We start from the raw sequence: 25764 nt of genomic DNA on the forward strand, positions 1-25764 counted from the left end.
GTATGTTACAGAAAGAAGTCATATCACAGATTGCGCACCGGCTGCATCAGGCAGAGAAAAGCCGTGAACAAATACGCCAGATCTCGTTGGATCATCCTGAAATAACCCTTGATGATGCTTATGCCATCCAGCGTGAATGGGTGGATTTAAAAATTACGGAAGGTCGGGTACTCAAGGGCCATAAAATTGGCCTGACCTCCAAAGCTATGCAAGCCAGTTCGCAGATCAGTGAGCCAGACTACGGTGCTCTGTTGGATGATATGTTTTTCCCTGACGGCAGCGATATTCCCTGTGATCGCTTTATTGTTCCCCGTATCGAAGTCGAACTTGCATTCATATTGGCAAAACCTTTATGTGGCCCGAACTGCACGCTGTTTGATGTTTACAATGCAACAGATTATGTCATTCCGGCACTGGAATTGATCGATGCCCGTTGCCATAACATCGATCCAGAAACCCATCGTCCGCGCAAAGTGTTCGATACTATTTCAGATAATGCCGCTAATGGCGGTGTGATCATGGGGGGGCGACCGATTAAACCAGAAGAATTTGATCTGCGCTGGATCAGCGCCCTGCTCTATCGCAATGGCGTGATTGAAGAATCTGGTGTCGCAGCTGCGGTACTTAATCATCCGGCTAACGGTGTCGCATGGTTGGCAAACAAACTGGCGCCACATGGTGTTCAGCTTGAAGCAGGGCAAATCATCCTTGGTGGCTCTTTTACTCGCCCAGTTCCGGCACGTAAAGGCGATACTTTCCATGTGGATTACGGCCACATCGGTTCTATTAGCTGCCGTTTTGTTTAAAGAGGAAAAATATGGATCGGTTAACCAATAAATTTAAGCAAGCGTTAAAAGAAGGCCGCCCACAAATTGGTTTATGGCTGGGGCTTTGCAGCTCCTACAGTGCAGAATTACTGGCCGGAGCCGGTTTCGATTGGCTATTGATTGATGGCGAGCATGCGCCAAACGACGTTCAAACGATTCTAAGCCAATTGCAAGCCATTGCCCCTTATCCAAGCCATCCCATTGTCCGCCCACCCTGGAATGATCTGGTGATCATCAAGCAGCTACTGGATGTGGGCGCGCAAACTTTATTAATCCCCATGATACAAAACGCGGAGCAGGCTTACGAGGCGGTTCGAGCAACTCGCTACCCACCGGCGGGTATCCGTGGTGTGGGTAGTGCTTTAGCAAGAGCTTCCCACTGGAACAGAATTCCTGATTATCTGCATCGAGCCAACGATGAAATGTGTGTCCTGATTCAGGTAGAAACCCGTGAAGCACTACGTAACTTGCCGGAGATCCTCGAAGTAGAAGGTATCGATGGTGTTTTTATCGGTCCAGCAGATCTAAGTTCTGATATGGGCTTTGTCAATAATCCGCATCACCCTGAAGTAAAAGCCGCAATTGAGCAAGCAATCGTTCAAATCAAAGCGGCGGGTAAAGCACCGGGCATTCTGATGTCAGCGCCTGATGTTGCTGAGCATTACCTGAAACTCGGCGCCCTCTTTGTTGCTGTTGGTATTGATACAACTTTACTGGCTCGTGCCGCAGAAACGCTGGCTGCACGATTTGGTGCGGGTAAGGATCTTCCAGCAGCACCTTCATCCAGTGTTTATTAGTCTCAACAATCACAATATTAACAACCGACTTACTCAACCAGCTTTTAATTTCCTAAACAACGTAATACACATAAAACAATAAGTAAGGAAAATAACAATGAGCGATTCATCAACCGCCGTGCAACAGCCAGATCTCCCGGCTGGTCAACATAAGCAGCTAACGGCACAACAGCAATCCGTCATTAACAAGCTATTTCGTCGCCTGATTATTTTCCTGTTTGTCTTATTTGTATTCTCGTTTCTGGATCGCATTAATATTGGGTTTGCCGGCCTGACAATGGGTAAAGATCTTGGGCTGAACGCGACAATGTTCGGTCTGGCGGCAACGCTATTTTATGCCACTTATGTCATCTTCGGTATTCCCAGCAATATCATGCTCAGTATTGTCGGGGCGCGACGCTGGATAGCCACGATCATGGTGCTCTGGGGGATCTCCTCCACTGCCACCATGTTCGCCACCGGACCAACCAGCCTGTACATCTTGCGTATGCTGGTCGGTATCGCCGAAGCGGGTTTCGTGCCGGGTATCCTGTTGTATCTGACTTACTGGTTCCCGGCTTACTATCGCGCCCGTGCCAATGCGCTATTCATGGTGGCAATGCCGGTGACTATGGCTTTTGGTTCTCTGGCTTCCGGTTATATTCTGGAAATGGATGGCCTCCTGAACCTTCACGGCTGGCAATGGTTATTCCTGCTGGAAGGTTTTCCTTCGGTATTACTGGGAATTGTCGTTTGGTTCTACCTTGATGATTCACCCAAACGCGCTAACTGGCTGACAGATGAAGATAAAAAATGCTTACAAGAGATGATGGATAATGACCAATCCGCTCTGATTCAACCGGCAAGCTCATCAACTCACCAGGCAATACAAAAACGCAGTATATGGCGTGAGATTTTCGCTCCGATCATGCTGATGTATATTCTGTCTTATTTCTGCCTGACCAACACACTGAGCGCGATTAATATCTGGACGCCGCAGATTGTGCAAAGCTTCAATCAGGGCAGCAGTAACATTACGATCGGCATTCTGACTGCTATTCCTCAGTTTTGTACTATTATTGGGATGGTTTACTGGAGTCGCCGTTCAGACCGGTTACAAGAACGTAAAGTACACACAGCTCTACCCTATCTGTTCGCCGCCGCAGGCTGGATATTGACCTCATTAACCAACCACAGTGTCATTCAACTGACTGGGATTATTATGGCTTCAACCGGTTCATTTACCGCAATGGCGGTCTTCTGGACAACGCCGGATCAAGCTATCAGCTTACGTGCAAGAGCAATCGGCATTGCAGTTATTAGCGCTACAGGTAACATAGGTTCAGCACTCAGTCCGTTATTAATCGGCTGGCTGAAAGATCAGACAGGGAGCTTTAATACTGGTCTCTATTTCGTTGCCGGATTACTGGTCATTGGTGCCGCCATTATCTGGGCAATCCCAATGAAATATTCCAGACAGAGAGCAACGCCGTAATTTCGATAAAAAGGAAAAATCGTCATGATTGAGCCTATCATTGCCAATATTGATATCAGCAAAGACTATGATGAAACTCAAGGCACTGATGATGTGCATTATCAAACATTTGGCCGAATGGCTGCATTTTTCGGTCGTAACATGCAGGCTCATCGTCATGATGGTTTCTTCCAACTTCATTTTCTGATCACCGGACATATTGAATTACAGTTAGATGAGCAACACTATTCTGTACAAGCACCGCTGTTTATCCTGACACCACCATCTGTTCCTCATGCTTTTCTTACTCAAGATGACAGTGACGGATATGTCCTTACCGTGCGACAGGAACTGATATTACCGCTATTGGAATCTCTCTATCCTGCAAACAAAGATGTTCTTGATATTCCAGCTATTTGCTTATCTGTCGCAGATAAACCGACAGAATTAGACGCTTTTAACCATTACTGGGCGCTGATAGCTCGCGAATCAGCGAATAACTTTGCCGGACGGGAACAATCATTGACATTTTTAGCACAAGCATTATTCACTTTGCTACTGCGTAATATTCCTCTTGATGACCATCCTGTTAATGGTGTACGCGGGGAAATTAAAATATTTCAGCGATTTAACCAACTAATAGACAACTATTACCATCATCACCTTTCCGTACCGGAATATGCCAATAAACTAGGAATTACAGAATCACGGTTGAAAGATATGTGCCGACGGTTTGCCAACCGTCCACCTAAAAGATTGATTTTTGATCGCCAGCTACGTGAGGCTAAACGACTACTGTTATTCAGTGATTGTGCCGTATTTGAAATTGCCTATCAGCTTGGATTCAAAGATCCCGCCTATTTTGCTCGTTTCTTTAATAGATTGGTTGGCTGCTCCCCCAGTTTTTGGCGGGAAAGAAATATTTATGAAAAATAAATGCTAATATTGACTATACCCGTCATCTTTCAAGTTGCTTCTTTGTTGGCTGCTTTCACTTGCCGCCGCGCTGCAAATTGAAATCTATTGGGTATATCAATACTGGCACTTCTTATTTCAATCCTAAAGTAAATATGAAACCAGAAAATTGTCATATCAATAGACAGCATCCTATTTAAACTACAATCGGATGATGATTACCCTGCTATCTATTTTCTAGCACTTTATGCTCTCTGTTATTAATTTCCCTTAGACTCAAGAATTTTTATTACAAAACCTCTTCCCAGAATTAAAATTCCGCATATACTGGAATGTGTAACTTACTGGAATTTCGACGGATAAAATGATGGCAATAGGAGTGCCGATGATATAGATAAATTTATTAAAGACAAGGAAACAACATATGAAAGATCCTAACTATACGGCAAATGAGTTTGGATTCCGACGTTCTGATGCTACAGCCTTCATACGTTATAAATGGTTATCCAGCAACAGAGAATATAATGAATCCGGCAGAACAGCTTTAGAGAAAAGAAAAAATTCAATAATGGGCATCTTATAATGTGCAAATCGACCATAGCCTTAAATACCCTTTATGCCACCTTTTGCGCCTTATTCATATATACGATGTCATATTTGGAAGAAGAATATTATATAGGTGATCGGGATATAAAAGACATTTGTGTTGTATATAAAGAAATTATAGATGATAACCGTGATGTATTTGCTCCCGTATGTTTACTAATTGTATCACCATTAATTTATGCAGTTGTGAAAAAAAGATTCAAATCACTTTCCCTTAATATAATGACATTGGCTTTACTGGCATATTGGATATGGCGTTTTTTTATCCGCCTTATAGTATGCATTTAAAATAATTTCAGATATTCAGGTGGCGACTAGCAGATGCTACCTGAATATATACCCAATAGATTTCAAGTTGCAGTGCGGCAGCAAGAGAACGCAGCCAACAAAGAGGCAATTTGAAAGATGACTAACCATAGTGATTTTTAATGTAACAGTAAATAAAAAGGTTAAATACAATGGACATTAAAGAAAGATTACAGTATATAAATAAGTTTAAAAGAGCTTTTTATCGTCAAGATTATGAGTTACTCGGCAAGATTCTTAATGAATTAGGCGAATTACAATTAAATTATCTTAATACCGCACCACTAGTATTATTAGATAGTATTCATTCACTTATCTGCTATTGCTAAAGATATCAAAAAAACTCTGAGAACATGCATTACGATGAATTTGAACTGAAATTTCGGCAAGCTATTGATATTATATTACTTGAATCAAACATTCCAAATAATGCAAAATTTTATAAATGAACACCTTAAATAAAGATAAATAAATCAATTTTCTATCTGTAAAGTTTTCAAGTAAAAACAAGTACTTTTGAAGGTAATAAATAATTATACATTATACTTCAAAAGCGCTATTCAATGAATTCCCATGCTATTTATTAACCAAACTGCAAGAACATTAATCACATATAAATAAGTTAAATTTAGATAAAATAAAAACAATTATATAAATAACAATAGCAATATTGAAAACATTTCTATAGCATATGCAAAAGTTTTTTTGTTTCAATTTGACTTATTAACATCACCGCGTTTGATATTTAATTTATTAATATAAAACTGTAAATGAGAACATTATGCAAAAAATTACATTAATTACTGGTGGATCACGCGGCATTGGTCGAGCAACGGCTTTTTATCTGGCAGAGAAAGGGCATCACATTGGTATTGGCTATCACACTAATCAAGATCAAGCACAGGAAGTCACAGAAATTATTCATAATATGGGCGGTAAGGCTATCGCCATTCAGGTCAATATCGCTGACGAAAAACAAGTTATAGAACTCTTCCAGAGAACCGATAAAGAACTTGGATGTATAACCGGCTTAGTAAATAATGCCGGCATTCTCAAACCACAAGCATCAATTGAACAACTAACCGCTGACCGCCTGAATAATATTTTTGCCACCAATGTCGTGGGAAGTTTTCTCTGTGCACGAGAAGCGGTTAAAAGAATGTCTTTCCGACATGGCGGCCAAGGAGGCTCAATCGTCAATGTTTCATCAGTCGCATCTCGACTAGGCTCACCGCACGAATATATCGATTATGCCGCATCGAAAGGTGCGATCGATACTTTGACTATCGGTCTGTCTTTAGAAGTCGCAGATCAAGGCATTCGGGTAAATGCTGTTCGCCCCGGATTTATTTATACTGATATGCATACCGATAGCGGCGAGCCAAATCGAGTCGATCGGGTAAAAAATTCCCTCCCAATGAAACGTGGCGGGCAACCAGAAGAAGTCGCACAGGCCATAGCCTGGTTACTGTCGGATGAAGCTTCATACGTAACCGGAAATTTTATTGATCTAGCCGGAGGGAAATAAATATCGATTAAGTTGAATCTAGCTATACATGGAAAACAGACCAGAAAATGAAAAGCGACCCATATTTTCAATTACCCCAGAATTAATACCGAAGATGTATTATTAATTGGCATGGGCAAGCATATTGATGGCACATCTGATTACTACCGCCTGGATAAATGATATATCAGCTCGCTTATACAACTTAATGTAAATGAAACTTAATGATAGAAATTCGTAAATATAACAAAGAGGTAAATCATGAAAAATATTGACTCAAGACTTTATCAACACACTCCCTCAGTCAGCGTCTACGATAACCGTGGCCTGACTATCCGTAATATCGACTTCCATCGTGCCTTTGCAGAAGGTAATACAGATACCCGTATTACCCGCCATCAATATGATGCCCACGGATATTTGAACTACAGCATTGATCCACGTTTGTATGATACTAACTCGGGACAACCTAACTTTATCTGGCAGTACGATCTGACCGGTAATCTCCTACGAACAGAAAGCGTGGATGCAGGCTGCACTGTCACTCTCAATGATATTGAAGGCCGTTTAGTACTGACAAAACTTGCAACCGGAGTCATACAAATCCGGCAATATGAAGACTCTTCCTTACCAGGCCGTCTGTTGTCAATCACTGAGCAAATACCAGAAAAAGCACCCTGCGTCACTGAACGCTTTATCTGGGCTGGGAATACACCAGAAGAAAAAAATTATAATCTCGCGGGTCAGTGTGTGCGCCACTACGATACCGCAGGCTTGAATCAACTGAGAGGATTGTCGCTAACCAAAAACATATTATCTCAGTCTCGTCAATTACTGACCGATGATCAGGAAACAGATTGGGTAGGCGATAACGAAACCAACTGGCTGGCGAAACTGAACAATGAAACTTACACCACACAAAGTACTTTTGATGCTACCGGTACTTTACTGACTCAGATAGATGCAAAAGATAATGTACAACATCTGGCCTATGATATTGCTGGACAACTGAAAAACAGTTGGTTAACCATGAAAGGTCGGAACGAACAAATCATTATCAAATCCCTAACCTATTCTGCCGCAGGCCAGAAACTGCGTGAAGAACACGGTAACGGCGTTATCACCGAATACACCTATGAACCGGAAACTCAGCGGCTTATCGGTATCAAAACCCACCGCCCGTCAGACTCCCAAGTGTTACAAGATTTACGCTATGAATATGACCCAGTAGGCAACGTGATAAGCATCCGTAACGATGCAGAAGCCACCCGCTTCTGGCACAATCAGAAAGTGGTGCCGGAAAATACCTATAATTACGATTCCCTGTACCAGCTCATCAGTGCAACAGGCCGTGAGATGGCAAATATCAGTCAGCAAAAGCATCAATTTCCCTCCCCTGCTCTCCCTTATGATAATAATACCTACACCAATTATCTCCGAACTTACACCCATGATCGCAGTGGCAACCTGACCAAAATCCAACACAGCTCACCAGCCACTAAAAATAATTACACTACAAATCTGACAATATCGAATAACAGTAACCGTGCAGTGCTGGATTCACTAACGACAGATCCGACACAAGTAGATGCGTTGTTTGATACTGGCGGACATCAAAAATTGCTGATGCCGGGGCAAAATCTGAGCTGGAACGCACGGGGCGAACTGCAACAGGTAACATCAGTGAATCATGAAAATATCAGTGACCGGGAATGGTATCGTTATGACAGTAACGGGATGCGTCTGTTAAAAGTTAATGAGCAGCAAACCGGTCACAGCCAACAACAACGAGTCACTTATCTTCCCGGGCTGGAACTACGTACAACACAAAATGGCAACGCTATAACAGAAAACCTGCATGTTATTACGGTAGGGACGGCGGGTCACGCACAAGTGCGAGTATTGCACTGGGAAACCACTCCACCAGCAGATATCAGCAACAATCAGCTACGCTACAGCGTTGATAATTCGATTGGCTCCAGCCAACTTGAACTGGATCATGAAGGGCAAATTATTAGTCAGGAAGAGTACTATCCATTTGGCGGTACCGCTTTATGGGCGGCAAAGAATAGGACAGAAGCCAATTACAAGACTATCCGGTACTCAGGCAAAGAAAGAGATGCAACGGGATTGTATTATTATGGATTTCGGTATTATCAGCCGTGGATAGGTAGATGGCTAAGTGCCGATCCAGCCGGAACGGTAGATGGACTGAATTTGTACCAAATGGTGCGCAATAATCCCGTCACCTTTATAGACACAGATGGCCGAATGTTAGAGCCGACATCATCTCGAACTGAGGCAGTACAATCACCACCGTCCTTAGTCTCATTGACACGCAATGCAGTCGCTGGATTCAAACATTATAATATTGAAGATATCAGGCAGTATCTCGGTGGTATTAGAGAGCTAAGGGGTTCTGCATACGCCCATGCTCACAGCGCTGCTGAAAAATTTATTACTAATCTGGAAAACAGTCGGAAGAAAAAAGCCCCCGATGAGTCAGAACTGGCGTCAAAAGGGTACCCCCAAACCTTAAGCCAAGCCGCCAAGGTCGTTGGAAAAACGTCAGATAAATATACGCCTAAGTTTGATGAAAACGCTCAAAACCCAGACAGAATTAGTCTTACTAAAACACCAATTGGAACTGGTATTCCCGCCAAAGGCACAAAAAATCCGTTAAATCCAGTGTTGGAGTTTGACGCTCATGGCAATGAGATCTTTTATCGAACAATGTCAGAGCAACATTATGAACATTTACAACAAACCGGTAAGTTACCCCCAACCACTGAAACTTCTATTTCTCCGGCTTTATCTTATTCATTAGATTACAAAGGGCATACGGTCCAATTTATAACCAAACCAGGTACCTTTGAGCAACTTAAAGAAATTGGTATCGCAGCCAATAAGCCAGCTGAAGTTCAATTCCCTCATATGTTAAAAGGCATCGGGGAGTGGATGCAAACAAACGCACGCTTCAAAGTAGAAGGTGGGCAAATGACAACACAACTTGGTCAAGGTATGGCAATAGAAACGTTCAATAGAAACATTATTGGTTACAAACTAGTCCGTTCAGAGAGGAAAAATTAATGTTACTTAATTTAGAACAAGATTGTATTCCTATGAAATGCGTCTTTTTACTCTCTGAGGAGCTAAAAACCAATGCTAAACGTATCTCATTAACACAAGAGTTAACACTTAACCAATTAAAGCCCCAAATGGGTCTTAAAGGGAAGTATGGACTTTTTGGATCGCCAGACTGGTGGAAAAATATCAAACAACGGAAGATGCCTCTGTTGTTTCTTTCTGGTGTTATCTGTGATGCGTATATTGCCGGTCAGGACAATTTCAGCATGAACAACACCATTGATTTGAAATTAAGTGATGGCTCTATATGTACTGCTGGTATTTATGTAAACAACAAAGATGATGTCATACTTTTTCGAATTGGTTATAGAGCCGCTATTGTTTATGCACTTGATGAATTAAAACTACAGCCTGCTGTAGATGGTGGGGTAAATTTTTCAAAAATTGCTTTGGAAATGGCTGTTTCATTACAACCCGTTGAATAAATTTATTTATACCTGTTATCTTTCAAGTTGCCTCTTTGTTGGCGGCACTCACTCACCCCGGTCACAGAGTTATCTATGCTCCCGGGGATTCGCGCCCTTGCCGTCGTGATCCATCTTGAAATCTATTGGGTATATAACAATTTGAAATAATTACAATTGAATGAGGTGTTTCTTCCAAGAAGAAACACCTATGACCCAACGCGACCGCCAGATAGCCGACATCCAGTAACATCTTAACAATCGTCAAATAAAACCGCCTGCTGTACCACTGATGACAGCCATTTACCAACTCAATCCATCCCTTCTTTAAAAGTGATGTCGATGATCTTGCGGGCGTTCGCCATGGCATCGAAGATACGTTCTTCAAAGAAGCGCACATCATCCTGCAACATTAACACGTTAGAATATATACGCGATAACGGTGAGAACTGGATGCCGTAGTGTTTGGCGGTTTCGCGGATGATGATATCGCAAAACTTTACCTTATCGCTGTAGTCTTGGGATCGTTCAAGCGGCTTCTGTTGGCAGTGGTACACCAGTGCGGTTGGCATACCCTGAACCACCAGCGGTAAATCAACTGCTTTAGCAGCCTTAACGAAGACGTTGGAAAGTTGGCGGGTAATGTCAGCCATACGGTCGTAGCAGCTCGGATCACGCTCAATCAGTGAGAGGGTTGCCTTGATAGCCGCCAGCCCCAGCGGATAACCGTTGAAAGTACCGGCATGGATCACCTTACCACGGGTATACAAGTCCATGATGTCACGGCGGCCAACGATGGCGGAAACTGGCATTGCACCGCCGCCCAACGCCTTGCCAAACGTCGCCAGATGTGGGGTAACGCCCAACAGTTGCTGTGCACCGCCGAGTCCCAAGCGCACACCAGTGATAATCTCATCGAAAATCAGCACAATATTGTATTTTTCACACAACACCTTGGCCTTTTCCAGATAACCTTCACGCGGGAAAATGCCCCCACCGTTGAGACAGATAGGCTCCATCAACACAGCAGCGATTTCGCCATGATAGCGCTCAATAGTGGCCGCGAGTACGTCGATGTCATTCCACGGCAGCATAAAGGATTGCTCAGTCATCGAGCCGGTCGCTCGTCCACAGGTATCGAGCAAGTCGCCCTGGAATTGCTCCGGCACTGGATAGTGAAGATCCTGCTTATTCCGCCACCCGATGATGTTATCGGCACTACCGTGGTAATGACCGTGGAAACGGATAAAACGATTTTTGCCGGTAAAACCGCGAGCCAGACGTAATGCGTTCTGTACCGCCTCAGTACCACTCAGGCAGAAGCGAACCATTTCAGCACAGGGGATATGCTTCACCATGGTTTCACACACTTCCACTTCCAAGTCGCAGGTATCCACTGACGTGACCTTACCCATGTACTGGATTAGAGATTCATTGTAGGCTTCGTTGTGATGGCCGACAAACAGTGCCCCGAATTTACAGAACAGATCGAGGTACTCATTACCATCCAGGTCCCAAATGCGCGAGTTGCGCCCACGGTTGAACGGGATCACCAATGGTCGTTCAGGATCACCAAAGTTGTAATGGCTGCCACCCGGTAACAGATCACAGCACTTTTTATAAAATTCTGTTGAACTTTCCAATGACAGTTTTGTTGCTGTACCCATAGGTTGCTTACCCTCCGCCTGTGTTTGTGATGTCAAATTACCGTTGGTATAGTCCGCATCTTTGGATAAGTTAAACGGCACATACTGCTTAACCGACTCAGGAAGCATAACGTGCATAAGCTCAAGCAGTGCAATGCGAGCCAGGTAAGCGGCGCCACTCATCAGTAGGTGAGCAAGTTCAGCCACCTTGCGCTGAGCCACATCCTCCAGTGGCGTACCCTGTAACCATTCGTTCATTGCCCCCATCGACGAACCGCACCAAATCTGGTAATCAATATGCCGTGTCTCTTCACCGTTTATCGCCCAACGTGATGACTGACCGAGATACCACTGGAACAACAGCGCCATTTTTTTCTTTGGCTGCTGCTCCGCCTTTTCAACCACCGCCGGCAAGTTGCAACGCTGGAAATAGGCCACCGTTTCCTGCCAGATATCAGCCAGCGGCTTATGGAAGATCTGTTTTTCTAACAGAGCCACATCCTGCGCCGGGAGCGCATCCAGACTGTCGTACTGTTTATACAACGCGAGAAGCTTCTGGGCGCGTATTGCATACATATTACCCAGCTTCAACACCTGTACTTTAGCGCCCAACTCAAACATATCTGCCGACGGCACCATTGCCACGTCGCTTGTCTGCGCCTTGCCTAACATCTGTTTTACCACCTCAGAAGTGCCGGCTTCCACACAAGCCTGGTTTATAGAACCCGTCACCACATACGCCGCGCCAAGGGCAAAGGCAGACAGAATAGCGTGAGGGGTTCCCAAACCACCTGCTGCCCCAATCCGCACCCGGAAACCGTGGCAAGACTCGCGTTCAATATCATCACGTAGCTGCACTATGGAACGAAAGATGCAGGACAGTACCCCCTGATCAGTATGGCCGCCGGAGTCCCCTTCCACGGTAATGTCATCTGCCATCGGCACCTGACGCGCCAGCTCTGCCTGCGCGACGGTAATCACCCCCTCAGCCAGAAGTTTTTTCAGGATGTTTTCCGGTGCTGGACGCAAGAAACGCTCAGCAACCTCACGGCGTGATACCTTAGCTATGATGCGATTTTGACGCAGGATGCTGCCATCTTGTTGCTGCGTCAGCCCACAAACGCGGTAGTACACTAACGCTGTGCTCAAGTTGATATAAGCCGAAGCCTCAATCACCCTGACCTGCTGCTCCATACACAGCCGCACACAAGCCATTTCCCACGCCGGGTTGCTGGGAGTGTGAAGTAAGTTGACACCGAATGGCCCGTTGGGTAGGTGCTGGCGCAGCGTGGTAATAGCCTCAGCAATGCGCGAAATGCTCAAGCCACCAGCGCCAAAAATGCCCAGGATACCTTGCTGACCCAAGGCGATCACCATCTCTTCTGAATGAATACCATTTGCCATAGCCCCAGCGTAATAGGCCAGGCGTACACCATAATCCCGGCGGAAACTGTCATCCCCCAAATCAGCTTCCGTCACCGCCGGTAGCATGCCGAGCACAACCGCCTGCTCGGAGGGAAGTGGCTCACTGGCCGGTAACAGCACTACCCCGTCACCCAATTGCACTACTTGCAGAGCGTGGTCAAGATCATACAAACTGGCGGAACCCGCCGTCAGTGGCAGCGCGGACGTTGGGCGTCGGCTGCCGGATTGGTTAACAGACAAACGATGACTCATTTTTTCATGCTCCCTGTGTCAACAGTGTCGTAGAGGAGGTGGAAGGTAGAGACAGGCGCTGAGTAAAGCCTATCCCAAGGTTATCGCACAAACCAATGACGTTGCCGCGATAGATGATTTCAGCAATGAAGATCAGCGAGATAGCCGTCAAGGTGGTGCTATTATCTTGGTACTGTGCATCAATCGATTTACAGGTTAGACGATAACGTAACACGCCGCGCTCACGCTTTACTTCACTACGGAATTTGGCGCTGTGCTGAAAGTTATACAGTGTTTGGGAGACCAAATCGCTTTGCGATTTCAGCCCCAGATAATATAGGTAGAACTGCATCAGTTGTTCACAGTCTTCAACTTCAAAGGCATATTTCGGGCCAAAACAAACGACGAGGATAAACGCACGGAAGGCACAGATTAAAAAGTACATTAACCATTCGTCCCGCGTTTATAAGAATATTATTATTAAGATTAGTCTTATTCTCACAATCATATTTCCTGACAGTCTGAACCGTACTGTAAAAAATAACTTCCCCTGAGACGGAAATAATCGCCATCAGTGAATATAATGTCAGAGAAATATCAATGAAGGTTGGGTTTCCTGCCATGCTGCTGAGGAAAAAATAAATACTACCAATAAGTACACATAACATGCTCTTACCTTGTACCTTGCTAATAGATATACCCCACCATGTTATACCCGTTATCTTTCAAGTTGCCTCTTTGTTGGCTGCACTCACTCACCCCAGTCACAGAGTTATCTATACCCTTCATCTTTCAAGCTGCTGCTTTGTTGGCTGCGTTCACTTGCCGTCGCCCTGCAACTTGAAATCTATAGGGTATATAAGGCATGTGCGAGTTATATTGGTTTATTTTGTATTTTTCAAGGCAATAAAACTGGCCTTATTTTTATGATAATTGGTATACATCGGTTTAGATTAACTTTCAAATTCCAGTAAAAATTGTTTTATATCAAAAACCAAAGACAACATAATCCTTTTAAATCAATTAAATACAAAAAAACCAAACATTAATAAATTGTTATATGTATGGGCAATGGTAAAAAAATGGAATATAAGACTATAAAAACCATAAAAAAAATAAAAAATAACATTTTATACCAAATAAAATAAAAATCTTAAAAAACATAAATAAATACAATGAAATACAGTGAAATAGATAATAAAACTGTAACAATTATGTGAGGAAGATCGGGAGAAAATTTGATTATCAAGATATTAAAGAGAAAAACCTAGTCACCGTTTACTTAATAGATCATACAATTACCACCTCATCAATTCAGCCGACGAAAGACAGATCTTAAAACAGTTCGTCACCAAAAGATCGTCTGGATCACAGTTTAGTGACAAATCACAACTCCTCAACGAAAAGTACCAGCGAACCTTCCAAAAATCTATTCAAGAAAAGCCGTTCTGAAGCTTCAATTAAGAAACACAAAATAAACATTAAATTAACATATCAGTGCCAACATTGATTATATTGATATCAAAACAGGCGCTTTTTATTCAGACTGTGAGGTAGACATGAAACCAGAAGATTTTCGCGCCGATAAGAAACGCCCGTTTACCCGTGAAGAGTACCTAAAAAGCCTTCAGGATGGTCGCGAAATTTATATTTATGGTGAGCGCGTAAAAGATGTCACTACACATCCCGCGTTCCGCAATTCTGCTGCTTCAATCGGTCAGTTATATGACGCACTGCACTCCCCGGAAACCCATGATACTTTATGCTGGAATACCGATACCGGCAGTGGTGGATATACTCATAAATTTTTCCGCTTTGCCACCAGCGCAGATGAGTTACGTCAGCAACGTGATGCTATCGCTGAATGGTCACGTCAAACTTATGGTTGGATGGGTCGTTCGCCTGACTATAAAGCGGCATTCGGCAATGCACTAGGCGCATTTCCTGAATATTATGGTCAGTTCTCTGACAACGCCCGTATCTGGTATAAACGTATTCAGGAAGCGGGTGTTTACTTTAACCACGCCATCGTTAATCCTCCAATTGATCGCCATAAACCCGCAGATCAGACACGTGATGTTTATATCCAACTGGAAAAAGAGACTGATGCAGGTATCATCGTCAGCGGCGCAAAAGTGGTAGCAACCAACTCAGCTCTGACTCATTATAATTTTATTGGTTTCGGTTCCGCGCAAATAATGGGAGATAATCCTGACTTCGCCCTGATGTTTGTCGCACCAATGAATACTGATGGGGTAAAACTGATTTCCCGCGCCTCCTATGAACTCGTAGCAGGTGCGACAGGTTCTCCGTTCGATTATCCCTTATCCAGCCGCTTTGATGAAAACGATGCAATTCTGGTGATGGATAAAGTCCTTATCCCTTGGGAAAATGTCCTGATTTACCGTGATTTTGACCGCGCTCGTCACTGGGCAGTTCAAGCAGGATTCGCAAGCCTATACCCATTACAGGCTTGTGTACGTCTGGCTGTGAAGCTGGATTTTATTACCGCCCTGCTGCAAAGGAGCTTGGAATGTACCGGAGTGATAGAATTCCGAGGTGTTCAAGCTGATTTAGGTGAAGTTGTTGCCTGGCGTAACCTGTTCTGGTCGCTGAGTGATGCAATGTGGGCCGAAGCTAAACCGTGGAAAGGCGGAGCCTATATGCCGGATACTCAAGCGATACAAACTTATCGGGTTATGGCGCCAACGGCTTATACCAAGATTAAGAATATTATTGAAAAAAACGTCACCAGTGGCCTGATTTATCTGCCATCCAGTGTACGTGACATGAATAACCCAGAAATCAACAAATATCTGGCCCGATATGTTCGCGGTTCCAACGGCATAGATCATGTTGAACGAATTAAGATCTTAAAACTGATGTGGGATGCAATTGGCAGTGAATTCGGCGGTCGTCATGAGTTGTATGAAATTAATTACGCTGGCAGCCAAGATGAAATTCGTATGCAATGTCTACGTCATGCCCATGGTTCTGGCAATATGAAGAAAATGATGGATATGGTTGATCGCTGCCTTTCTGATTACGATCAGAACGGCTGGCTCAGACCACACTTATACAACAATAACGATATTAACCAGTTAGATAAGCTGCTGAAATAACCAGTAGCAGGAGGCCAATTATGTCTGTAGAAAATGAACATCGCCTGCGTTTCAGAGATGCGATGGCGAGCCTGTCAGCAGCGGTGAATATCGTCACCACTGATGGCAATGCCGGATGCTGTGGTATCACTGCCACAGCGGTGTGCTCGATCACCGATACGCCACCCACTCTGATGGTATGTCTTAACCGTAACAGCGCTATGAATGTTGTTTTTCAGGAAAATGGCCGCCTGTGTGTAAATATCTTAAACCATGAGCAAGAATTGATGGCACGCCACTTTGCTGGCATGACCGACGTCAGTATGGAAGAACGTTTTCGCTGGAATATCTGGCAGAAAGGAGTGTTAGGCCAACCTGTGTTAACCGGTACCCTCGCCAGTCTTGAAGGTGAAATTGAACAAGTTCAAGAGGTAGGTACTCATAATGTGTATCTGGTCAAAATCCGACATATTACGGTAAGCGAACAAGGACATGGTTTGATCTACTTCAAGCGTAATTTCCGTCCAGTTATGCTGGAAACTGCCGCTGCCGTTTAACCCCCCATCCATCAGATGATTAAACTGTTCCTCCAATATTCAGGCCCTAACCGGCCTGAATAGTCTTCTTTTCTTGTCTGGCAGTTAACCACTCTCTAAACCCTACAATTTCTGACATTCACCTGATGAATATACTGTTAAATTTAATATTGTTATTTATATTAGTGTGATCAACCACCAAGAACCTATTTTAACCATATAATAATCTACCTTGTTCGCAAACAATTGGACAAATCACATAAAAACATAATTTTATCAAAACATTATGTTACTGAATGTTACTGTGAGTTTTTGTGTGTATTCCAATAAATATTAGCTAATCAGAGGCAATTAACTATGAATAAACCCGCATCCATCGGTTTATTACAACAACCCAAACCATTCTTTATGATTTTCTTCGTCGAACTTTGGGAACGATTCGGCTACTACGGCGTACAGGGTATTCTTGCTGTTTATTTTGTACACAAATTAGGGTTTTCTCAAGAACAAGCATTTACCACCTTCGGAGCATTTGCTGCGCTGGTCTATGGCCTGATCGCTATTGGTGGCTATGTAGGTGACCACTTACTGGGGACCAAACGAACCATTGTGTTAGGCGCCATCGTTCTGACAATAGGTTACTTTATGACAGGTCTTTCGATCTTGAAACCTGAATTAATTTTCTACGCATTAGGAACGATTGCCGTTGGTAATGGCCTGTTCAAGGCCAACCCGGCTAGCCTGCTATCTAAATGCTATCCACCGAAAGATCCTCGTCTGGACGGAGCATTTACTTTGTTTTACATGTCAATCAACATCGGTTCCCTGTTCTCACTCGCGATTGCACCAGTCATTGCTGAAAAATTCGGTTATGCCATTACCTACAATATTTGTGGTATTGGCCTGATTATTGCTTTGTTGTTCTATATCCTCTTTCGCAATACGGTTCGCAATATTGGTTCTGAACCCGATCATCAACGAATCAACTATAAAAACCTGACTCTGGTACTGGCTGGAAGTGTTGTGATGATTTTCATTTGTGCATGGCTGATGCACAATGTGAACATAGCTAATATTGTTCTGATTGGGCTGTCTGTAATTATCGTGTTTATCTTCTTCCGTGAAGCATTCAAGCAGGATAAAGTTGGCCGAAACAAAATGTTTGTTGCTTTCATTCTGATGCTGCAAGCTATTGTATTCTTCATCCTATATGCTCAGATGCCAACTTCCCTGAACTTCTTCGCAATCAATAACGTTCACCATCAGTTACTTGGTTTTGATATCAACCCAGTCAGTTTCCAGGCCCTCAACCCATTCTGGATAGTGGTTGCTAGTCCGATACTAGCGGCTCTATACACTCACTGGGGTTCTAAAGGTAAAGACCTGACGATGCCAACTAAGTTTACAATTGGTATGTTCCTGTGTTCTTTAGGTTTCCTGACTGCCGCGGCTGCCGGTTTGTGGTTTGCTGATGAACAAGGTTTGACTTCACCCTGGTTTATCGTTCTGGTTTATCTGTTCCAAAGTCTGGGTGAATTAATGATCGGTGCGCTCGGTCTGGCAATGGTCGCTGCTCTGGTTCCTCAGTATTTGATGGGCTTTATTCTGGGGATGTGGTACTTAACTCAAGCAACCTCATTCTTACTCGGCGGCCATGTAGCAGCTTTTACTGCGGTACCGGAAGGTATTACTGATCCACTGGAAACGTTGCCAGTCTATACCAACGTATTTGGCAAAATTGGTATTGCGACCTTTATTGTCGCCATCATCATGGCAATCACGGTACCGAGGCTGAATCGTATGATGAATGGAAAACAAAAAGCATAATTTGTTTTAAATAAAACCTCGTCAAAGGAGGTTACACCGCTCGTTTAAACATTTTTATTCGAGCGGAATAGTTCACTTTTCCATTAATTCTTCTGCTTACAGAAAAATATTAATCATCTCATTTCGTAAAGCCTCGTTCAGAACAAAAGCAATTATTTCATTTTCTTATGATAAATAATAACAACTATTGTTCATGAAATTATAAATTTTGTTATTGCATAACAACGGCTGTTTAAATAAACAATAAGGTAATAACGTTATGAAATAATTAATGATTGAATGATTTCTTCTTATTTGTCAGTTAATTTCAATTTATTTCCAATCATTATCAGACGTTATATTTTCTGCCTTATTTTAATGAGTATAAATTATTGTACCCATGATACTCAGGGCAGCATAAGTGTTTTATTTATTTAATATTTAAAAGGAATAAACATGAATACACTCACGCCCGAACTCGAAAGAATATTAAAAGATAATGGCTTTAATTCCCCACTAGATATTGGCCACCTCTCTTTTGACGAATTTCTCCACAAAATGGACGGTAAGCTCTCTTGGTCAAAGACCCTCAGTTTATATCTTGATGTACAACAGGATAATCAATTGCATGAAGCGCATATTCTCAAACGTGCGAATCCTCAGTTGCAAAATGCCATTCAGCTGGCCCTCACAACACCTCATGCTGATCTGCAAGGTTATAACAGTAAATTCGGTGGTCGGGCCAATCAGTATGTAATCCCAGGAGCGGTATCTTCCATGTTTTCTCCTGCTGCTTATTTAACAGAACTTTATCGTCAAGCGCAGGATTTACATGTGCAAGGTTCTATTTATCATCTGGATACACGTCGCCCGGATCTAAAATCACTGACGCTCAGCCAGCAAAATATGGATGATGAAATTTCTACCCTTTCTCTGTCTAATAAGGTGTTGCTGGCAGGGATTAAAACTCTACCTAAGTTAGAAGACCAGACTAAAGTAATGCAAGAATTATCAACCTTCCGCCTTGCCGACTCAATGCCGTATCACGATGCTTATGAAAATATACGTCAAGTTATTCAGTTACAGGCACCAATATTAAATCCATTTAATACATCTCCAGAAACCCCAATTGCCAAGCTGATATATCAAACCTCCCTGCTTGAGATTAATGCTGCTGTCTCTCCTGACTTGTTTAATATTCTGACGACCAATGCTACAGAAGATAATGTTCAAGACCTTTATCAACGGATCTTTGGTGATATTGCCCCCTCCCTAATGTTCAAACCAGAACAGTTGAAAAGTTATTATCATCTGACGGATCAAGAAGCCGATCAATTTATTAAACAGGAAGAAATTGCACGAGTACATCAGTTGATGGAGAATGAAGACAGTGAGCAACCTGCTCAATATTATCTGCTAAGACTCAATAAGATTATTCGTTTGTCTCGAATAGCGAAACTCTCCCCAGCAATCCTTAAAAACATTATCTCTGGTAGTATCCATACATCTCAACCTACAGAACTTGGAGGTGAGGATATTTATGACCTCATAGAAGTTCCTGCCCTTCCCCCATACAATGAATTTCGTGACGAGCCGGATATCAATGTAGAGGCATTAAGGAAAGCCTTTCGAGTTAAATACTATATGCAGCGTTACGGTATTGATGCTGAAACCGCGCTAATACTGTGCAAAGTCTCTATTACAGAAAGGACTCATATAACAAATCCTTCTCACCTCAATTTGACCCAATCGCTGGCTGATATCCATCAGTTAACGACTAATGAGTTGAATTTACTGCTGGTTGCCATCGGTGAAGGGACAAACAACTTATCCGAGATCAGTGATAGCCATCTGGCTGTTCTGATTGACAAACTTTATACCGTTACCGAGTGGCTACGAACACGGAAATGGAGTGTGTATCAGCTGTTTGTCATGACTACCACCAACTATGACAAAACGATAACACCAGAAATCCAAAACTTACTTGATACTGCCTACAATGGCTTGCAAGGCTTTAATAATGATGAAAGTAAGCCAGACCAACTATTGGCAGCCCTATCTCCTTATGTCGCTGCTGCTCTGCAATTACCGTCTGAAAACGCCGCTCACTACGTGCTTACCTGGGCAGATCAACTAAAACCTGGCAACGGTACAATGACGGCAGAAAAATTCTGGGGGTGGTTGCAAGCTCAATATAATTCAGAACAACATAATTCAGAACAACCACCGCTCCCTGTCACACCAGAGCACGCGGCTCAGTATTGCCAGTGCCTGGCACAATTAGCACTGATTTATCACTCCACTGACCTCAGCGAGAATACCTTACGTCTGTTTGTGACAAAACCGCAATTCTTTGGCATGACAGCGTCAACGCATAATGCACTATCACTGATAATGCTGACACGTTTTGCTGACTGGGTTAACTCTCTGGATGACAAAGCTTCCACCGTGCTAACAGCCTTCGAAGGTAAAACATTAACGGCGGAACAACTGGCTAACGCCATGAATCTTGATGAAAACCTGCTGTTGCAAGCCAGTCATCAAGCGCAAAATAATTTCTCCAACTGGGCATCTATTGACACCCTCCTGCAATGGGTTAGCGTTGCGCGTCAGTTAAATATTTCCCCCCAAGAAGTTTCTACGCTAGCACAACTACTAACCGCAGAATCTCACCCTACCTATGCTCAATGGGAAAACGTAGCTGCGATATTAACCGCTGGGCTGAATACTCAAAAGACCCATGCTTTACACGCTTTTCTGGATGAGTCTCGTAGTATTGCTTTGAGTGAGTACTATATCCGTAAAGCCGTCAACACAAGTGCAAAAATTAAAAACCGTGATGACCTATATCAGTATTTATTAATTGATAATCAGGTTTCCGCTGCCATCAAAACGACGCCGATCGCAGAAGCTATCGCCAGTATCCAGCTATACATCAACCGGGCATTGAAAAATATGGAAGCAGATACCATCACAAATGTCACCTGCCGTCCATTCTTTACCAACTGGGATAAATACAATAAACGCTATAGCACCTGGGCCAGCGTTGCTAAGCTTATTTACTATCCTGAAAATTACATCGATCCGACGATACGCATCGGGCAAACAAAAATGATGGATGCTCTACTGCAATCCGTCAGTCAAAGCCAATTAAATACCGATACCGCCGAAGATGCTTTTATGTCTTATCTGACGTCGTTTGAACAGGTCGCTAATTTAGAAGTCATCAGTGCTTATCACGACAATATTAATAGTCATCAAGGACTCACCTATTTTATCGGACACAGTAAAACAGAAATTAATCAATATTACTGGCGTAGCGTGGATCACAACAAATTCAACAATGGAAAATTCGCCCCTAACGCCTGGAGTGAGTGGCACAAAATTGACTGTCCGATGAACCCTTATAACAGCACTATCCGTCCAGTCATATACCAATCCCGCCTGTATTTAATCTGGCTGGAGCAAAAGAAGATTGCCAAGCAAGCAGACGATAAACATCAAACTGTCGAAGACTATTATTACGAACTGAAACTGGCACATATTCGTTATGACGCCACTTGGAGTACGCCAATAACCTTTGATGTGAATGACAAAATATCTGCTGTTTTTAGAACATTAACACCGTTAGAACAAGTGAACACATCGGTATTATTGGAGCAATTGATCAAGTATCAAAAACAGTTAGAGGAGAGACTGAAGCAGCAGCAGGAATATGAAGAACAGCTAAAACCATTCCTACCATTGCAACCGATAAGTCCACCAGAACTTGTGGAGCCACTGGAGTCATCAGATCTATTAGAGGCGCTACTAAAACAACGGAAGGAACAACTAAGGCTATGGGAGAAAAATCTGACAGAACAAGGGCAATCAACGACGGAAATAAGCATACTGGGAAAACAAAAAGAGTTAAATCAACAAGAGATACAAAAGCAACAGTATCTACTGGAGCAAAAACCAGGGTTCTATTGTGCAAGTTATCAAGACAATAAACTGCTGGTAATGTTCTATCAAAAACAAGAGGCAGTGAATAAATACACAATAGATGAACCAATAACAGGACTGAATATCACCTTAAATATGTCATCTGAAGATATCAATCTCGGAGATTACATAACTAACATTGGTAAACAGTTTGATACCGGTGCTGGGGTCAATAGTGTCATAAAGGTGAATAACCGGTATGAAGTCTCACCATCAATAGAGACTAATAACGATAATATCTTAACGCTTTACCATGATACCAACAGGGCACAATATATACAGTGGGGAATTTATCGTACCCGCCTTAATACCCTATTCGCCCGTCAATTGGTTAGCAAGGCCACTGCTGGAATCGACACTATTTTAAGTCTAGATACTCAGAATATTCAGGAGCCGCAGTTAGGTCAGGGTTTCTATGCTACGTTTGTGATCCCCCCCTATAATCCATCGACTCATGGTGAGCGCTGGTTTAAGCTTCATGTCAGATATCCTGCTGGTGATAGTCCATATACTATCTACTCAGGTCAGTTAGAAGATACCAGTGTCAGTGTCACACTATTTATCCCGCTGATCACCGATCCTAATGCTCTTCCGAATCCTGATTATCACGCCAGAGTTAATATGACTTTCAAGAAAGTCCGGGAAGATTCATATAATTACCGACCAGGTTCTCTCTTTATTAAAAACCATCAAGAGCAAGTATTCGTAAAACTTGATTCTAATCTAGAACATTTCCAGAGCGTCAATGTTCTGAGTGATATTAACAGCGAACCCATGGATTTCAGCGGTGCTAACAGTCTCTATTTTTGGGAGTTGTTCTACTATACCCCGATGTTAATTGCTCAGCGTTTGCTACACGAACAAAACTTTGATGAGGCTAATCGTTGGCTAAAATATGTCTGGAACCCATCCGGTTATATTAAACATGGTCAAATTCAACACTATCGCTGGAATGTTCGTCCATTACTGGAAGACACTAGCTGGAACGATGATCCTTTAGAAGCCGTCGATCCTGATGCTATAGCGCAACATGATCCCATGCATTACAAAGTTGCTACTTTTATGCGCACCCTGGATCTGTTGATGACACGTGGAGATTACGCCTATCGCCAGTTGGAACGGGACACTCTCAACGAAGCTAAGATGTGGTATATGCAGGCATTGCATCTGTTAGGTGATAAACCTCATCTATCGCTCAGTTCAGAGTGGAGTAAACCAAGTCTGGGTGATACGGCTAAAACCGAAAAACAAAAAGAGCACTCCAGCGCAATAGTCGCCTTGCGGCAAGGTAATGTTGAGTTGCACAACAGACCAACAGATCTTTTCCTACCACAAGTCAATGAAGTGATGCTGAACTACTGGCAAACACTAGAACAACGACTGTACAATCTGCGCCATAACCTCTCCATTGACGGTCAGCCATTGCATCTGGCGATATATGCTACACCTACAGATCCTAAAACATTACTCAGCGCTACTATCGCCAACTCACAAGATAGCGGCAATCTGCCATCTGAATTTATACCACTGTGGCACTTCACTCAGATGCTGGAAAACGCCCGCAGCATGGTGAATCAGCTAACACAATTCGGCTCCACACTACAAAATATTATCGAACGTCAGGATGCAGAAGCATTAAATAGCCTTCTACAAAATCAGGCAAAAGAGCTGATATTAACGACTCTGAGCATACAGGACAAAACTATTGAAGAACTGGATGCTGAAAAAACCGTGCTGGAAAAAACTAAAGACGCAGCGCAATCACGCTTTGATAGCTACAAAAAGTTACATGATGAAAATATCAATGCCGGTGAAAACCGAGTGATAGCGTTGCATGCCTCCGCTGCCGATCTCAATACGGCCCTGCAAACATCACGTTTGGCAGGGGCCGCTCTGGATCTCGCACCTAATATTTTCGGTTTCGCTGATGGTGGCAGCCACTGGGGGGCAATTGCCGAAGCTACAGGTCATATCATGGCGCTTTCCGCCAATGTTATGAACATAGAAGCGGATAAAATTAGCCAGTCAGAAGCCTATCGCCGCCGCCATCAAGAATGGGAAATCCAGCGAAATAATGCCGAAGCAGAGATAAAGCAAATCAATTCCCAACTCAGTTCATTAGCGATACGCCGTGAAGCTGCGTTATTGCAGAAAACCAGCCTGAAAACACAACAGGAACAAATCCAGGCACAACTGACCTTCCTACAACGCAAATTCAGCAATCAAACGCTGTATAACTGGCTACGTGGTCGATTAACTGCTATTTACTTCCAATTCTATGATTTGGTAATAGCTCGTTGTTTGATGGCAGAAATGGCCTATCGTTGGGAGACCAATGATACTTCTACCCGCTTTATTAAGCCCGGGGCCTGGCAGGGAACACATGCTGGTTTGCTCGCAGGTGAAACCTTGATGCTGAATCTGGCACAAATGGAAGATGCACATTTGAAATGGGATCAACGCGCTCTGGAAGTGGAACGTACTATCTCATTGACGCAAGTGTATGCCGCCTTGCTGGAACAACCGTTTAATCTGGCAACGCGTATTTCCACCCTGCTGACAGGTAAAGCCGAATCGCCTGACGATGACAGTCATCCTGTCACGCTGAAAAACAACCAACTACGCACCACAATCTCTCTGGCAGGTCTATCACTACATAATGACTACCCAGAGGACAGTGGTGCAAGCAACATCCGCCGTATTAAACAGCTCAGTGTTACCTTGCCAGCCCTGTTAGGACCATACCAAGATGTACAGGCAATTCTGTCCTACAATGGAGATACCTCTAGGTTAGCTAAAGGTTGTGAGGCGCTGGCCGTTTCCCATGGAATGAATGACAACGGTCAGTTCCAATTGGATTTCAACAATGGCAAATTTCTGCCGTTTGAAGGAATTGCGATTAATGATACCGGTACATTGACGCTGAGTTTTCCGAATGCAACGGGTAAACAAAAAACCATGTTGCAGACACTGAGCGATATCATCTTGCATATTCGCTACACCATTCGCCAATAACTCGCTCAACTCAATGCTAAAACAGGCTCCTAATGGGGCCTGTATCTTTTTGCTCAAT

Annotated in this window: 16 protein-coding genes; 13 read left to right on the forward strand and 3 right to left on the reverse strand. The window is 43.3% G+C overall.

The annotated features are described in order from the left end of the window. Nucleotides 1-2 precede the first annotated feature (2 nt). The 9 genes from hpaH (at nt 3) to EAE89_RS13210 (ending at nt 9983) form a co-directional block, all read left to right on the forward strand. A complete protein-coding gene (hpaH, locus tag EAE89_RS13170; protein WP_054477748.1) occupies nt 3-806 on the forward strand; it encodes a 2-oxo-hept-4-ene-1,7-dioate hydratase in 804 nt (267 codons plus the stop codon). Nucleotides 807-817: 11 nt separating this feature from the next. Further along, nucleotides 818-1624, forward strand: a complete 807-nt coding sequence (gene hpaI / locus EAE89_RS13175; protein ID WP_214086021.1) for a 4-hydroxy-2-oxoheptanedioate aldolase — start codon at nt 818-820, stop codon at nt 1622-1624. A gap of 97 nt (nt 1625-1721) precedes the next feature. After that, nucleotides 1722-3098: a 4-hydroxyphenylacetate permease gene (gene hpaX, locus EAE89_RS13180; RefSeq protein WP_214086022.1), complete on the forward strand. Its 1377-nt coding sequence runs from the start codon at nt 1722-1724 to the stop codon at nt 3096-3098. Between the two features lie 24 nt (nt 3099-3122). Continuing rightward, nucleotides 3123-4013 carry a 4-hydroxyphenylacetate catabolism regulatory protein HpaA gene (gene hpaA / locus EAE89_RS13185; protein ID WP_054477742.1) on the forward strand — a complete coding sequence of 297 codons (891 nt, stop codon included), beginning with the start codon at nt 3123-3125 and terminating at the stop codon, nt 4011-4013. A gap of 403 nt (nt 4014-4416) precedes the next feature. Next, nucleotides 4417-4575 carry a hypothetical protein gene (locus EAE89_RS13190; RefSeq protein ID WP_161804220.1) on the forward strand — a complete coding sequence of 53 codons (159 nt, stop codon included), beginning with the start codon at nt 4417-4419 and terminating at the stop codon, nt 4573-4575. Further along, the gene (locus EAE89_RS13195; protein WP_054477740.1) at nt 4575-4886 is read left to right on the forward strand and encodes a YjeO family protein; all 312 of its coding nucleotides are present in this window, start codon (nt 4575-4577) and stop codon (nt 4884-4886) included. Before EAE89_RS13190 ends, EAE89_RS13195 begins: the two co-directional genes overlap by 1 nt. A gap of 799 nt (nt 4887-5685) precedes the next feature. Next, nucleotides 5686-6432: an SDR family oxidoreductase gene (locus EAE89_RS13200; RefSeq protein WP_214086023.1), complete on the forward strand. Its 747-nt coding sequence runs from the start codon at nt 5686-5688 to the stop codon at nt 6430-6432. Nucleotides 6433-6672: 240 nt separating this feature from the next. Next, nucleotides 6673-9501, forward strand: a complete 2829-nt coding sequence (locus EAE89_RS13205; protein ID WP_214086024.1) for an RHS repeat protein — start codon at nt 6673-6675, stop codon at nt 9499-9501. Next, the gene (locus EAE89_RS13210) at nt 9501-9983 is read left to right on the forward strand and encodes a hypothetical protein (protein ID WP_214086025.1); all 483 of its coding nucleotides are present in this window, start codon (nt 9501-9503) and stop codon (nt 9981-9983) included. The genes EAE89_RS13205 and EAE89_RS13210 overlap by 1 nt, the downstream gene beginning before the upstream one ends. A gap of 290 nt (nt 9984-10273) precedes the next feature. Here EAE89_RS13210 and EAE89_RS13215 read toward each other — a convergent pair whose 3' ends face one another. From EAE89_RS13215 to EAE89_RS24400, 3 genes are read right to left on the reverse strand one after another with little or no spacing between them, the layout of a single operon-like run. Then, the gene (locus EAE89_RS13215; protein ID WP_214086026.1) at nt 10274-13285 is read right to left on the reverse strand and encodes a PfaD family polyunsaturated fatty acid/polyketide biosynthesis protein; all 3012 of its coding nucleotides are present in this window, start codon (nt 13283-13285) and stop codon (nt 10274-10276) included. A 4-nt stretch (nt 13286-13289) separates the two neighbouring features. Continuing rightward, the gene (locus tag EAE89_RS13220) at nt 13290-13709 is read right to left on the reverse strand and encodes a hotdog family protein (protein WP_244866438.1); all 420 of its coding nucleotides are present in this window, start codon (nt 13707-13709) and stop codon (nt 13290-13292) included. Next, on the reverse strand, nt 13639-13932 hold the full coding sequence (locus EAE89_RS24400) for a DUF6347 domain-containing protein (RefSeq protein ID WP_422615515.1): 294 nt from the start codon (nt 13930-13932) through the stop codon (nt 13639-13641). Before EAE89_RS24400 ends, EAE89_RS13220 begins: the two co-directional genes overlap by 71 nt. Before the next feature lie 891 nt (nt 13933-14823). Between EAE89_RS24400 and hpaB the strand changes: the two genes are divergently transcribed. The 4 genes from hpaB (at nt 14824) to EAE89_RS13240 (ending at nt 25706) form a co-directional block, all read left to right on the forward strand. Further along, on the forward strand, nt 14824-16386 hold the full coding sequence (hpaB, locus tag EAE89_RS13225) for a 4-hydroxyphenylacetate 3-monooxygenase, oxygenase component (RefSeq protein ID WP_054477729.1): 1563 nt from the start codon (nt 14824-14826) through the stop codon (nt 16384-16386). Nucleotides 16387-16406: 20 nt separating this feature from the next. After that, nucleotides 16407-16922, forward strand: a complete 516-nt coding sequence (gene hpaC, locus EAE89_RS13230) for a 4-hydroxyphenylacetate 3-monooxygenase, reductase component (RefSeq protein WP_054477727.1) — start codon at nt 16407-16409, stop codon at nt 16920-16922. Nucleotides 16923-17258: 336 nt separating this feature from the next. Beyond that, nucleotides 17259-18728, forward strand: coding sequence for a dipeptide/tripeptide permease DtpB (dtpB, locus tag EAE89_RS13235; RefSeq protein ID WP_054477724.1), 1470 nt, complete (start codon nt 17259-17261; stop codon nt 18726-18728). Nucleotides 18729-19163: 435 nt separating this feature from the next. Then, nucleotides 19164-25706, forward strand: coding sequence for a Tc toxin subunit A-related protein (locus tag EAE89_RS13240; protein WP_214086027.1), 6543 nt, complete (start codon nt 19164-19166; stop codon nt 25704-25706). The last annotated feature ends 58 nt before the right edge of the window (nt 25707-25764 follow it).

This window comes from Photorhabdus heterorhabditis (assembly GCF_018448905.1).
Classification (GTDB): domain Bacteria; phylum Pseudomonadota; class Gammaproteobacteria; order Enterobacterales; family Enterobacteriaceae; genus Photorhabdus; species Photorhabdus heterorhabditis.